This is a genomic window from Promicromonospora soli (assembly GCF_014653785.1).
Lineage (GTDB): Bacteria > Actinomycetota > Actinomycetes > Actinomycetales > Cellulomonadaceae > Promicromonospora > Promicromonospora soli.
The window spans coordinates 59,200-72,203 of record NZ_BNAS01000009.1 but is presented as its reverse complement, the minus strand read 5'-3'; the positions used below and the strand labels follow the sequence as shown (position 1 = coordinate 72,203).

The 13,004-nt window shown below is 71.8% G+C and carries 14 protein-coding genes; 9 read left to right on the top strand and 5 right to left on the bottom strand.

All coding sequences use genetic code 11. The annotated features are described in order from the left end of the window. Positions 1-40: 40 nt before the first annotated feature. Both IE250_RS22325 and IE250_RS22320 read right to left on the bottom strand, forming a co-directional pair. Positions 41-1,066: an L-idonate 5-dehydrogenase gene (locus tag IE250_RS22325; RefSeq protein WP_189671519.1), complete on the bottom strand. Its 1,026-nt coding sequence runs from the start codon at positions 1,064-1,066 to the stop codon at positions 41-43. After that, positions 1,063-2,436 carry an MFS transporter gene (locus tag IE250_RS22320; RefSeq protein ID WP_229872699.1) on the bottom strand — a complete coding sequence of 458 codons (1,374 nt, stop codon included), beginning with the start codon at positions 2,434-2,436 and terminating at the stop codon, positions 1,063-1,065. The genes IE250_RS22325 and IE250_RS22320 overlap by 4 nt, the downstream gene beginning before the upstream one ends. Positions 2,437-2,617: 181 nt before the next feature. Between IE250_RS22320 and IE250_RS22315 the strand changes: the two genes are divergently transcribed. Then, positions 2,618-3,328, top strand: a complete 711-nt coding sequence (locus IE250_RS22315) for a GntR family transcriptional regulator (protein WP_189671518.1) — start codon at positions 2,618-2,620, stop codon at positions 3,326-3,328. Positions 3,329-3,402: 74 nt separating this feature from the next. On the opposite strand, the gene IE250_RS22310 is transcribed toward IE250_RS22315, so the two are convergent. Further along, positions 3,403-4,071 (bottom strand): response regulator transcription factor, encoded by a 669-nt coding sequence (locus IE250_RS22310; RefSeq protein WP_189671517.1) that lies wholly within the window; start codon positions 4,069-4,071, stop codon positions 3,403-3,405. Further along, complete coding sequence (locus IE250_RS22305) at positions 4,068-5,354, bottom strand: sensor histidine kinase (protein ID WP_189671516.1); 1,287 nt, start codon at positions 5,352-5,354, stop codon at positions 4,068-4,070. The genes IE250_RS22310 and IE250_RS22305 overlap by 4 nt, the downstream gene beginning before the upstream one ends. Before the next feature lie 182 nt (positions 5,355-5,536). Between IE250_RS22305 and IE250_RS22300 the strand changes: the two genes are divergently transcribed. Both IE250_RS22300 and IE250_RS22295 read left to right on the top strand, forming a co-directional pair. After that, positions 5,537-6,250: an ABC transporter ATP-binding protein gene (locus IE250_RS22300; protein WP_189671515.1), complete on the top strand. Its 714-nt coding sequence runs from the start codon at positions 5,537-5,539 to the stop codon at positions 6,248-6,250. Further along, a complete protein-coding gene (locus tag IE250_RS22295; RefSeq protein WP_189671514.1) occupies positions 6,247-7,530 on the top strand; it encodes an ABC transporter permease in 1,284 nt (427 codons plus the stop codon). Before IE250_RS22300 ends, IE250_RS22295 begins: the two co-directional genes overlap by 4 nt. A gap of 76 nt (positions 7,531-7,606) precedes the next feature. Here the strand turns inward: IE250_RS22295 and IE250_RS22290 are convergent, their stop codons facing one another. After that, positions 7,607-9,358, bottom strand: a complete 1,752-nt coding sequence (locus IE250_RS22290) for an FAD-dependent oxidoreductase (RefSeq protein ID WP_189671513.1) — start codon at positions 9,356-9,358, stop codon at positions 7,607-7,609. A gap of 75 nt (positions 9,359-9,433) precedes the next feature. On the opposite strand from IE250_RS22290, the gene IE250_RS22285 reads away from it, so the two are divergent. From IE250_RS22285 to IE250_RS22260, 6 genes are all read left to right on the top strand, one after another. Then, positions 9,434-9,598, top strand: a complete 165-nt coding sequence (locus IE250_RS22285) for a DUF8730 family Cys-rich protein (RefSeq protein WP_189671512.1) — start codon at positions 9,434-9,436, stop codon at positions 9,596-9,598. 14 nt (positions 9,599-9,612) lie between these two features. Beyond that, entirely contained in the window at positions 9,613-9,873 is a 261-nt protein-coding gene (locus tag IE250_RS22280) for a metal-sensitive transcriptional regulator (protein ID WP_189671511.1), read from the top strand. 126 nt (positions 9,874-9,999) lie between these two features. Next, entirely contained in the window at positions 10,000-10,377 is a 378-nt protein-coding gene (locus IE250_RS22275; RefSeq protein WP_189671510.1) for a PLDc N-terminal domain-containing protein, read from the top strand. Between the two features lie 12 nt (positions 10,378-10,389). Further along, positions 10,390-11,112 (top strand): ZIP family metal transporter, encoded by a 723-nt coding sequence (locus tag IE250_RS22270; RefSeq protein ID WP_189671509.1) that lies wholly within the window; start codon positions 10,390-10,392, stop codon positions 11,110-11,112. Between the two features lie 138 nt (positions 11,113-11,250). Then, complete coding sequence (locus tag IE250_RS22265) at positions 11,251-12,615, top strand: hypothetical protein (RefSeq protein ID WP_189671508.1); 1,365 nt, start codon at positions 11,251-11,253, stop codon at positions 12,613-12,615. Positions 12,616-12,654: 39 nt separating this feature from the next. Beyond that, a complete protein-coding gene (locus tag IE250_RS22260; protein ID WP_189671507.1) occupies positions 12,655-12,936 on the top strand; it encodes an SHOCT domain-containing protein in 282 nt (93 codons plus the stop codon). The last annotated feature ends 68 nt before the right edge of the window (positions 12,937-13,004 follow it).

Below are 13,004 nucleotides of genomic sequence, written 5' to 3'. Positions count from 1 at the left end.
CTGGCCAGGGCGTGCACGGATGACGGGCGCCGACGGCGGGTCAGCCGCCGGACAGGCGGATCATCACCTTGCTGCTCTCGGGCCCGGCCGCCGTGGCGAGCGCCTCGGCCGCCTGCCCGATGTCGAAGCGGTGGGTGATCACTCCGGACACGTCGAGCCCGTCACGGAGGGCATCGAGGGCGTCGCTGATCTCCTCGACGAAACGGTAGGCGCCGATCCAGGTGATCTCGCGGGTCACGAGGTCGCCGAGGACGGCGGGCGCGGCGGAGCCGGGGAGGTTGCCGACCTGGACGAGCGTCCCGCCGCGGGCGGTGGCCCGCAGCACGCCGCCGAGGGCCGCCGGCGCGCCGGACGCCTCGAACACGAGCTCGCAGTCGTCGGGCAGCCGGTCGCCGCCGCCGACGTTGAGGATCTGGTCGGCGCCCAGCTCCTTCGCCACGGCCAGCGAGGCGTCGGAGACGTCGGCCGCGGTGACCGAGGCGGCGCCGCGGAACTTCGCGGCCGCCACGACGAGGCAGCCGATCGGCCCGGCGCCGTTGACCACGACGTCGCGCCCGCGCACCTCCCCGGCGCGGCTGACCGCGTGCATGGCAACAGCCAGCGGCTCGGCGAGGGCGCCCTGTTCGGTGCTGACGCCGTCCGGCAGCTGCCGTAGCTGGTCGGCCGGGACGGCGCGCAGCTCGCTGAACCCGCCGTCGGTGTGCGGGTGGAAGGCCGCCGACCCGAAGTACCGGACCCGCGTGTGGAGGTTGGTCCGCCCCGTCAGGCGCGGCGGCAGGACGGATCCCGTCGCGGCCTGCGCCGGGTGGACGGTGACGCGCAGCCCGGGATCCCAGCCGTGGACACCCGGGCCGCTCGCGACTACCCGGCCGGCGACCTCGTGGCCCAGGATCAGCGGGTCGCGCAGGACGGCGGTGCCCGAGGCGCCGTTCTTCCAGTAGGCGACGTCCGAACCGCAGACCCCGCCCCATTCCATGGCGACGAGCACCTCGCCGGGCCGGGCTACCGGGTCGGGGCGCTCCTCGACCCGGAGGTCGCCGGCGCCGTGCACGACTACCGCCCTCATGCGGCGTCCTCGAGCTGGACCAGGTCGCGGCCCCGGGTCTCGGGCGCGAGGCGGGCGGCCACCAGGGTGATGGTCGAGTAGACGATGAGCATCGCGGCGATCGGCCACCAGCTGCCGGTGGCGGCGGTGAGCGACGCGGCGATGACCGGGCCGATCGCCGTCGCGAGGATGCCGCCGATCTCCTTGGAGAGGGCGAGCTGGGTGAACCGGGTGCGGGCGCCGAACAGCTCGGCCATCGTCACGCTCTCCAGGGCGAACAGGCCCAGGACGCCGAGGTTCAGGCCGGCGATCATGCCGAAGAGCAGGGCCGCCGTGCTGCCGCTCGTGATCATCAGCATCATCGGGAACGCGAACGCGATGGTGAGCAGCGACAGCGCGCTGTACATCGAGCGCCGGCCGAAGCGGTCACCCAGCATGCCGACCAGGGGCACCGTCACGAAGCCGACGATGGAGCCCCACATGATCGCCTCGGTGGGCAGGGCCCGGTCCTGGGCCAGGCTCGTGGCGATGTAGCCGACGAGGAAGGTCTGCACCAGCCCGGAGTTGCCGGCCTGGCCGAACCGGAGGGCCAGCGCCAGGAAGAACGCCTTGCCCTTGCGCTGCTCGAGCGCCGCCTGGAGCACCGGCCGGGCTTCGGCCGACTCGACCTCGGCGCGGGTGAGGGCGACGCCGTCGACCACGTCGGGCCGGGCCTCGAAGACCGGGCTCTCCTTCACGTTGGTGCGGATCCACACCGCGAAGATCATCAGCACGAAGCTGAGCAGGAACGGCAGCCGCCAGCCCCAGCTGAGGAGCTGCTCCTCGCTGAGCACGGCCAGCAGCAGCGCCCACAGGGCCGACGCCGCCAGCGTCCCGGAGTTGGTGCCGAGCGAGACCAGCGAGGCGACGAGGCCGCGCCGTCGCACGGGCGCGTACTCCGCCAGCATCACGGTGGCGCCGGCGATCTCCGCCCCGGCGCCGAAGCCCTGGACCAGGCGCAGCACGACCAGCAGGATCGGCGCGGTGATCCCGATCATCTGATACGTCGGCAGGACGCCGATCAGCGTCGTCGACACACCCATCAGCGCGATGGTCAGGAACAGCACCCGGCGTCGGCCGATCCGGTCACCCATCCGGCCGAAGTAGATCGCGCCCGCGAGCCGCGCCACGTAGCCGACGCCGTAGGTGGCCATCGCGGCGATGAGAGCGATCGCCGGGCTGACGCCGGGAAAGAAGATCTGGTTGAAGACGATGGCGGCCGCCAGCGAGTAGAGCTGGAAGTCCATGAACTCCATCGCCGTGCCGAGCCAGCCGGAGACGGCCGCCTTGGTGAGGTCCTTGGTGGACCGGGTGACTGCGTTCCCGGCTGGGGTCATAGCGGTTTCCGCCATGGGAGCTGCTCCTTGCCTTCTTGACTGACGTCATTGTCCGGACGGCCCTCAGTTGTTCGAAGCCGAGGCTGTTGGAAGCCGAGGGCCGATGTGTGGCAGGTCTTGTATGTAAGCAGCGTCGACAAGTTGTGTCAACTGTCCCTGGTGTGGAAGTTGGCCTCGCCTCGCCTAGACTCCTGGCATGAGGGAAGCCTCGAACCGGTCCAACCGACACGTCGTCTACGAGACGCTGCGCCGCAAGGTGCTCACCCTCGAGCTGCCGCCCGGCGCCTCCCTGTCGGAGAACGAGCTCGCCGCGTCCCTCGGCGTCAGCCGCACGCCGGTCCGGGAGAGCCTGATCCTCCTGGGCGAGGAGGGCCTGGTCCGGGTCTTCCCCAAGGTCGGGTCGTTCGTGTCCCGGGTCGACGCCGCACGCGTCGCCGACGCGCAGTTCCTCCGCGAGGCGGTCGAGCTGGCCGCGTTCGACGACATCCCGGCCACTCTCGACCCCGCCGTGCTCGCCGAGCTCCGGGCCAACCTGGAGCAGCAGCGGGCACCGGGCCTCGACCTGGAGACGTTCTTCGGGCTGGACGAGGCCTTCCACCACGGGCTGCTGCGCCTCAGCGGGCACGGCAACGCCTGGTCGACGGTCGTCGCGGCCAAGGGACACCTCGACCGGGCACGCCGCCTCGGGCTGCACGAGACGAACGGCGTCGGCCGCTTCGTCGACGAGCATCACGCCATCCTGGACGCGGTGGTCTCCGGCAACATCTCCCACGCGCGCGACAGCCTGCGAGCCCACCTGCGGGCCGTGTTCGACGACATCGAGAAGACCCGCCGGCGCTCGCCCGAGCTCTTCGCAGCGGACGACGGCAGCGTCCCGGTGCGCCGCAGCATCGCCGTCTGGGAGTAGCTCTTGGTTGTGGGCGCGATCGTTGCGACTACCCGCCCGTTTTAGGCGCAACGATCGCGCCCACAACCAAGGACCTACTGGCCTCCTGGGTGGACCAGGCCGTTCTCGTAGGCAGCGATGACCAGCTGCGCCCGGTCGTGGGCGTTCAGCTTCGTCATGATGCGGTTGACGTGCGTCTTGGCGGTGTGCGGTGAGATCACCAACAGCTCGGCGATCTCGCCGTTGGACCGGCCGCTGCCCACGAGCGCCAGCACCTCGGACTCACGCTCGGTCAGGTCGTGCAGCGCGCGGAGCGGCTCGCTCGTGTGCAGCTGGGACGAGTGCACGTACCGGTCGATGAGGGTCCGCGTGGCCGTGGGGGACAGGAGCGCGTCGCCCCGGTGCACCGCCCGGATGGCGGCGGCGATCTCCTCGCGCTCCGCCCCCTTGCCGATGAAGCCGCTCGCTCCCGCGCGCAGGGCCGCCACGATGTACTCGTCCTCCTCGAACGTCGTCAGCACCAGGACCCGCACCGCGGACAGCTCCGGGTCCGCACAGATCTCACGGGTCGCGGCGATACCGTCCATGCCGGGCATGCGGATGTCCATCAGCACGACGTCGGGACGGCGCTCGCGGGCGAGGGCTATCGCCTGGTGCCCGTCGGCGGCCTCGCCCGCGATGGCGAGGTCGCCGCTGTGCGTGATGAGGTCGGCGATCGCCGAGCGGATGAGTGCCTGGTCGTCCGCGATGAGGACGGAGATCATGAACGTTCTCCTGTTGAGGGCTTGTCGCCGCGGAGCTCGTCGCCGGGCTTGTCGACGGCGGGGGCGTCGGCGGACGGCGTCTCGGCCGGGGGTGCCTCGGCGCCGGGGCGGCGCGGGTCGGTCGGCAGGTCCACGTCCAGCTGCCAGGAGCTCAGCCCGGTGCGGCCGTAGCTGAGCGTGCCCCTCACCGACTCCACGCGCTCGCGTGCCCCGACGAGGCCGTGACCGGCCGCACGCTCCGCCCCTGCTCCGACGGCGGCGTCCGCCGTCGGGCCGAGCTGGGCCGGGACGGGGTTGGCCACGGTGATGTGCAGCCTGCCCGCCGCGTACTCGAGCACGACGTGCGCGCGGTGCTCCGTGCCGTGCTTGTGGGCGTTCGTGAGCGCCTCCTGGATGACGCGCAGCGCGACGACGTCGACGGCCGCGGGCAGCTCGCGCGCGTCGCCGAGCCGGCGCACCGTGACGTCAAGGCCGTGGCCGCGGAACTCCCGCAGGATGTCGTCGAGCTGCGTCAGGCTGACGGGTCCGGTGCCGGACGAGCCGGGGTCGCGCAGCGTGGCCAGCAGGTCGCCGATCTGCGCGAGCACGGTCCTGGAGGCGCCGCGGATGACGGCCAGCGAGTGCGCGGCGTCGTCGGGCCGCTCGCGCAGTGCGGAGGTCGCCACCCCCGCGTGCAGGTTGATGACGGCGATCTGGTGCGCGACGGCGTCGTGCAGGTCGCGGGCGATCGCGAGCCGGTCCTCCGCCACCCGCTGGTGGGCCAGGGCCTCCCGGGTCGCCTCGGCGCGCTCGGCGCGCTCGGTGATCGCCAGGAACTGCTCGCGCTGCACCCGGACCATGTCGCCCAGCGCGCCGAAGAGCAGGATGAGGAGCAGGACCTGCATGGCGCCGCGGCCGACCGCGACGGCCCCGGCGGCGCCCACGAGCACGGCGGCGCTGATGCCCACCCACAGTCCCCGCCGGCGGGTCAGGCCGCGGGTCGCGGTGAACGTGGCGATCGCGGCCGCAAACACCACACCCTGGTTGAACAGCTCGAGCGGCACGCTGAGCCAGACCACGCCCACGGTCGCCGCGACGGTCGCGACGGGCAGCCGGCGGCGCATGAGCAGCAGCGCCGCCGCGACCAGGGCAAGTGCGGCGGTGTCGGCCCGCCAGTCGGGGGAGCCGTGCTCGCTGGTGGGGAGTGCGGAGGCGCCCACCACGGTGAGAGTCGCCACGACGTGGCCGACCCACGCGGGCACCCGGCGCGCGAGGCCGAACCGCACCTCTTCGCTTCGTGGCATCTCGTCCCCCGTCCTGTCCCCTCGCGCTGCCGTGCCAAGCATCCCGCACCCGGCAGGCGGTCGCGTCCCGCCCAGGCGGTATCCGGGAGTACCACCACGGCGGTACACGAGAGTCACCGCTGGGAGGATTCGTACGGGCGCCTCGTCGCCGAGGGTTGAGTACGTCAGCACCCCGGCAACACATGAGAGAGGCGGCCGACGTGGTTTCCCCACTGCTCTCCGTCAGCAACCTGCACAAGACCTACGGGTCCGGACCCAGCGCCTTCGAGGCGCTCAAGGGCTTGGACCTGGACATCGCCGAGGGCGAGTCCATGGCGATCATCGGCAAGAGCGGCTCGGGCAAGTCGACCCTGATGCACCTGCTCGCTCTGCTCGACCGGCCGACCTCGGGGACCATCACCCTGGACGGCACCGACACCTCCCGGCTCTCCGCGAAGCAGCTCAACCAGACCCGCAACAGCGCCTTCGGGTTCGTGTTCCAGCAGTTTTTCCTCAACGCCCAGGCCAGCGTCCTGGACAACGTGACGCTCCCGCTGAAGATCGCAGGGGTCTCGCGGCGCGAGCGTACCGCCCGCGGGATGGCGGCCCTCGCCCAGCTCGAGCTCGACGACAAGGCCGGCAACAAGGCCAACGACCTGTCCGGCGGGCAGAAGCAGCGCGTGGTCATCGCCCGGGCCCTGATCAACCAGCCGCGCGTGATCTTCGCCGACGAGCCGACCGGGAACCTGGACACGGCCACCGGCACCGTCGTGGAGGACATCCTGTTCGACCTCAACCAGCGGCAGGGCATCAACCTGGTGGTCGTCACGCACGACGAGGACCTCGCGTCCCGGTGCGACCGCAGCATCTACATCCGCGACGGCCTGATCGCCGCGCCCGCGGGGGTGGCGGCATGAAGATCGTCGACATCGTCGCAACCGCCTTCCGCAACGCCTTCCGGTCCAGGCTGCGGACCAGCCTGACCGTGCTGGCCATCTTCATCGGCGCCTTCACGCTGTCCCTGACCAACGGCCTGGGCACCGGCATCAACCAGTACATCGACGACACGGTGGCCTCGGTCGGCGTCGACGACGTCATGACCGTGACCAAGACGAACGAGGACGAGCCCGCAGACGGCGGGCCCGCGGAGTACGACCCCAACCAGATCGAGGCCGACGGGCCGCCCGGGACGACGACGTCGGCCCTGACCGACGACGACATCGAGACCATCGCCGGGATCGACGGCGTGCTGAGCGTCCAGCCGGCCAAGAGCGTCCTGGCCGACTACGTCCAGTACGACGACGGGACCAAGTACCAGCTGTCGATCTCCCAGTTCGTGCCAGGGATGAAGGTCGAGCTGGCGTCCGGCGAACAGGTCGACCTCGACGCGGGGGACCCGCAGCTCGTGCTGCCCGAGAGCTACCTCGAGCCGCTGGAGCTGGGCAGCGCCGCCGACGCCGTCGGGCAGACCGTCGTGCTGGCCGTCACCGACGCCACCGGAGAGCAGGTGACCACCGAGGCGACCGTCGTCGGCGTCGCCGAGCCCGGCGTCATCACGATGGGCGGCGCGATCCCGAACGACGTCCTCACGGAAGAGCTCTACGACCTGCAGACCAATGGGGCACCCGAGTCGGAGACCACCCGCTACGCGCAGGCCTCCGTCTCGTTCGACGTCGACGCCGGCGAGGAGGAGGCCGCGGCCCTGAAGGACCGGCTGGCGGACGCCGGCTACACCGGCAGCACCCTCGAGGACCAGCTCGGCACCATCACCGCGGTCATCGACGCGATAGTGCTGGTGCTGAACGGGTTCGCGGTGATCGCGCTGGTCGCCGCCGGCATCGGGATCGTGAACACGCTCTTCATGGCCGTGCAGGAGCGCACGCGCGAGGTGGGGCTCATGAAGGCGATGGGCCTGTCGAGCGCGCGGGTCTTCTCCCTGTTCAGCATCGAGGCGGTGGTCATCGGCCTGGTGGGCAGCGCCCTGGGCGTCCTGGCCGCGATCGGCGTCGGACAGCTGGTCGGCAGCGTGTCCGGGGATCTGCTGACCGACCTCCCGGGGCTGACGCTGATCGCCTTCGAGCCGGTCACGGTGGTCGCGGTCGTCCTGGGCGTCATGGCCATCGCGTTCCTCGCCGGCACGCTGCCCGCGCTGCGGGCGGCCCGGCAGGACCCGATCTCCTCGCTGCGGTACGAGTGACGGAACGCCCTGACGTGTCAGCCGTACAGGTCACTGGGGTGACCTGTACGGCTGACACGTCGGGGCGCTCATTCGCTCACCGCACGGCGCTCAGCCGCGCGTCACCGGCGGCCTCTGCCGTCGCGCGGGTGGCGTCCCGCCACGTGACGTAGCCGCCGTCGAGGTTGCGGACGTCGTAGCCGAGCTGGGTGAGCAGCCGGGCCGCGGTGTGGCCGCGCTGGCCGACCTGGCAGTGCACGACGACGGGGGTCCCGGCGGGGATCTCGTCCAGCGCCCGGTCCCTCAGCTCGTCGAGCGGGACGTTCAGGGCCCGGGACGGTGCCCGCACGGCGGCGATCTCGACGGTGCCGCGGGCGTGCTCCGCCGGGGTGCGCACGTCCACGAGCGTCACGCCGCGGCGGACGAGGCCGTCGAGCTCGTGCCACTGGATGCTGCGAGTGTCGCCGGAGCGCAGGTTGTCCGCGACATACCCGAGCATGTTGACCGGGTCCTTCGCCGACCCGTACGCGGGGGCGTAGGCGAGCTCGAGGTCCGCGAGGTCGGACGCCGTCAGCCCGCCGGCGACGGCGGTGGCGATCACGTCGATGCGCTTGTCGACGCCGTCGTGCGCCACCGCCTGGGCGCCGAGGATCAGGTCGGTGTCCGGGTCGACCAGGAGCTTGAGCGCCATCTGGCTCGCGCCCGGGAAGTAGCCGGCGTGCTGGCTCGGGTGCGTGTGGATAGCGCGGTAGCGGCGGTCCTCGGCCCGCAGCTGCTTCTCGCTGCGCCCCACGGACGCGGCGGTCAGGCCGAACACGCCGACGACCGCCGCACCGACTGACGGGCGCATGCCGGTCCGGCCGAGGATCACGTCCGCGACGTGCCGGCCGTGCCGGTTGGCGAGGTTCGCGAGCGGGATGAGCGTGGTCGCGTGGCCGCCCTCGCCGCGTGCGGCGAGGGCGTCGCGCTTGGTCGCGGCGTCGCCGACGGCGAAGACGTCCGGGACAGAGGTGCGCAGGTCCTCGTCCACGAGGACGCCGCCGCCGGGGCCTAGGGCTGCGCCCGCGAGCGCGGCGAGCTCCGTGTCGGGGCGGACGCCGACCGCGGCCACCACGATGTCCGCGGAGACCTCGTCGACGTCGCCGCCCGCGGCGTCGGCGAGCACCGCGGTGGTGGGTGTCAGGGCGGAGACCCGTGTGGAGGTGCGGACGTCGACGCCGTGGGCCTCGAGCTCGTCGCGGACGCGGACGGCCAGCTCCGGGTCCAGGGGCGTGAGCACCTGGTCGGCGAGCTCGACGAGCGTGACGGCGATGCCCCGACGAACGAGGTTCTCCACGACCTCCAGGCCGACGAAGCCGCCGCCGATCACGACGGCCGTGCGGGCGGGGACGCCGTCGGCGGCGCTGCCGGACGTGCCGTCGATCCCGGCGACCAGCCGGTCGGCGTCGGCGACGTCGCGCAGCACGAGGGCGCGGTCGATGCCGGGCACCGGGGGCACGACCGGCCGGGCACCCGGGCTCAGCACGAGCCGGTCGTAGGGCTCCGCGTACTCCTCGCCGGTCGCTAGGTCGGCCACGGTCAGGGTGTGGGCAGCGGCGTCGACGCCGGTCACCCGGTGCCGCACGCGCACGTCGAGGCGGAACCGCGATGCTAGGGACTCCGGCGTCTGCAGCAGCAGCGCGTTGCGGTCCTCGATGACGCCGCCCGCGTAGTACGGCAGCCCGCAGTTCGCGTACGAGACGTGGTCGCCGGCCTCGAGGACGACGATCTCGGCGTCCTCCGACAGGCGGCGCAGCCGGGTGGCCGCGGACATGCCCGCGGCGACTCCTCCGACGATGACGATCTTCATGTGGATCCTCCCTGGGTTGACGACGAGGATACCCCGGGGGGTATGCTCGCCCAAAACCTGGCGAAGGAGATCACCGTGTGCAGAGCTGTGACGTGCAAGACGTGCGACAAGACGACGTGGGCCGGCTGCGGCGAGCACGTCGACCAGGTGATGGCGGGCGTGCCGCGCCGCGACCGGTGCGAAGGGCACGCCAAGGAGCCCGCCAAGGGCTCGTTCCTGTCCCGCCTCTTCGGGAACTGAACGGAGGATCGACCATGGACCTCGACCCGGACGAGATGAAGAAGGTCTCCAACCGGCTCAAGCGTGCCCAGGGCCAGCTCGCCGCCGTCGTGCGGATGGTGGACGAGGGGGGCGACTGCGCCGACGTCGTGACGCAGCTCTCCGCCGTCTCCAAGGCGCTCGACCGGGCAGGCTTCGCCGTCATCGCCTCGGGGCTCAAGCAGTGCCTGGCCGACGAGGAGAACGGCGGGGCCGACATGCAGAGGCTCGAGAAGCTCTTCCTGTCGCTCGCATAGCCGCGTTCACCCGATTTCTACGAGGTAGCGAACGTGGCACGTGGTTACTTTCGAATTCTCGGCCCCGTGCTCACGAGCGCGTCGAGGGTCGAGCCTCATGGAGGAACTTCGAGAGTAGGGCAGGTCATGAACGACTTCTGGGACTTCTTCTGGCTGATGGTCTACAGCTTCTTCTTCGTGGCTTACCTGATGGTGCTTTTCCAGGTGGTCGCAGATCTCTTTCGCGACAGGGAGCTCTCCGGGTGGTGGAAGGCTTTGTGGATCCTCTTCCTCATCTTCCTGCCCTTCCTCTCAGCCCTCATCTACCTCATCGCGCGCGGTCGAGGAATGGCGGAGCGGCAGAGTGAGGCGGTGATGCGGGCGCGTAGCGAGACTGACGCCTACATCCGCGACGTCGCCACCACGTCACCAGCCGACCAGATCGCGAGCGCCAAGGCGCTCCTCGACGCCGGCACGATCGCTCCGGCGGAGTTCGAGAGGCTCAAGACCAAGGCGCTTGCCTGACCAGCCAAGCTGATGTTCGTCGCGTTCCTCTGGGGCGCGGTCGGCGCTGCGGCCCTGCTGGTCGGTGCCCTGGTCGCCTATGCAGGGGCGCCGAGCCGCCGGTTCATCGCCGTCATGATGGCGCTCGGAGCCGGGCTGCTCATCGGGTCGGTCGCCTTCGAGCTGGTCGACGAGGCGGTCAAGACCGCGTCGGTCGGCCAGGTCGGGCTGCTGACCCTGCTAGGCGCCGTGACCTTTACCGCCGGTGACTGGTGGCTGAGCCGCCAGGGTGGCGGCGGGCGCAAGGACGCGGACGGAGCCCAGGCGACCGGGGCTCCGCTCGCGATCGTCTTCGGCTCTGTGCTCGACGGCATACCCGAGTCGTTCGTCCTGGGCCTGACGGTGCTCGAGGGCAACGTCAGCGTCGCCCTGCTCGCAGGCATCGTCCTCAGCAACTTCCCCGAGGGGCTGTCCTCGTCGAGCGGGCTGCGCGCGGCGGGGTGGGCGCGGTCGCGGGTGCTGCGGATGTGGGCGGCAGTGGTGCTCGTCGCGGCGGTCAGTGCCGCGCTCGGCTATCTGCTGCTCGACCCGGCCAGCGGCCGTACGGGAGCACTCGCGCAGGGATTTGCCGCAGGGGCACTGCTCGCGATGGTCTCGAACACCCTGCTTCCCGAGTCGTACCGGGTCGAAGGGGTGGCCACAGGTTCACTGGTGGCGATCGGCTTCGCGGTCTCTTTGATGATGTCCGCGATCTGACTCGCGTCGCCCGCCCGAGCCGGGTTCGGCAGCCCATCTCACCCGTTCTGGGGGAAGCCGCGCCCCGTCCGTCCCCGAAGCATGGAGGACGGACACCGCAGGTCATTCACCTGGCGGGCACAGAGGGGCAGGGACGGCATGAGCGACACAGTCGGAGCCGGTCACGGCGTCGGGCCGTCCGACGTAGCTGTCCGTCTTGCCGCCCTGGAACGGGAGAACGCGGAGCTCCGCCGACGCCTGGGCGAGGTACCACCCGCGCCGGGCGGGTCAGCCGACCGGCCGGCACGCCACCGCGCCCGGAGCGCGGCCGCCGTGGTCCTGATCGTCCTCGGCGCCCTGCTGGCGCCCGTAGGCGTCGTCGCCGCCTGGGCCGAGCGCACCCTGACCGACACGGACCGCTACGTCGCCACCGTCGCCCCCCTGGCGGACGACCCGACGGTGCAGTCCGCCCTGGCGGGCCGGCTGACCGCGGAGGTGATGACGCGGATCGACGTAGGGGCGCTGCTCGACGACGTCGCCGCCGGGCTGAACGAGCGGGACGTGGCGCCGCGGGCGGCGGCGGCACTGCCCCGGCTGGAAGCGCCCCTGACCAGTGGGGTCGAGTCATTCGTCCGCCGGGCCGCTGACCGCGTCGTGGAGAGCGACCAGTTCGCGTCCGCGTGGGAACAGGCCAACCGGGTCGCGCACGAGCAGCTTGTCGCCGTCATGCAGGGAACGGGGGGCGAAGTCCTCCAGGTGGGCCAGGACGGCCAGCTCACCATCCAGCTCGCGGGGATGGTCGACCTGCTCAAGGACCGGCTCGTCGAGCGCGGGCTGGGGCTCGCGGCGAACCTGCCCACCATCAACGCGACGTTCACGGTCATGCAGTCCTCCCAGCTCGTCGAGATCCAGAACCGATACGCCCAGGTCGTCGCGCTGGGGAGCTGGCTCCCGTGGGTCGTCCTGGTCCTGCTGGGCGCCGGCGTCGTCGTCGCGCAGCGTCACCTGCGCGCCCTGGTCGTCGCGGGGCTCGCGCTCGCCGCGGCGATGCTGCTCCTGGCCGTCGGCCTGGCGGTCGCCCGCGGCCTGTATCTCGACGCGCTCAGCGGAACGGTGACGCGGCTGGACGCCGCCGAGGTCGTCTTCGACCAGCTCGTCACGTTCCTGCGTGCCACGCTGCGCACCGTCGCGGTGCTCGGCCTGGTCGTCGCGCTGGCGGCCTACCTCGGCGGGGCGAGCGCCTCGGCGCGCAGCCTGCGTGCCGGCGTCGGCCGGGGCTTCGGCAAGGCTCGACTGTGGGCCGAGGGCCGCGGAGTGACCACTGGCCCGGCCGGTGTCTGGCTCGCCCAGCATCGCGGCTTCGCCCGTACGACCGTCGTCGCGCTCGCGGCCCTCGTCCTGCTGCTGGCAGCGAACCCGACACCGGGCCTCGTCGTCGGGGTCGCCGTGGGCGCCGGTCTGCTCATCGCGCTGATCGAGCTGCTGGCCCGCCCCCAGTCCGCTGCCCGGGACGACTCGTCCTAGAGGTGATCGCCCGAGAACCACCGACTCCGAGGCGACATCGTGGCTGGCAAGCCGAACATCGTCGTGATCGGGAGGGCACCGATCTTGGCGGGACCCCAGCGGCTCGGCTGGACGACCATCAGCATGAAGCACGACTGGGAGTCCGTGTTCGTCCAGGACGGTCAGGGAGCCGAGCCCGCGGCCCAGCCGGCGGCGACCGGGGCTGACGCGGGAAGGAACGAGGTACTGCTCGCCCAGCTGACGCAGCTCGGCGAGCTCAATGCGCGGGGGGTGCTCACCGACGACGAGTTCTCGGCCGCCAAGGCGATGCTGCTGCGCTGAGCGCGACCCCGCCGCCGTCGGGCCCAGGACTCACCCGACATGGGTGATACCGAGCGGGGAACGCCGAG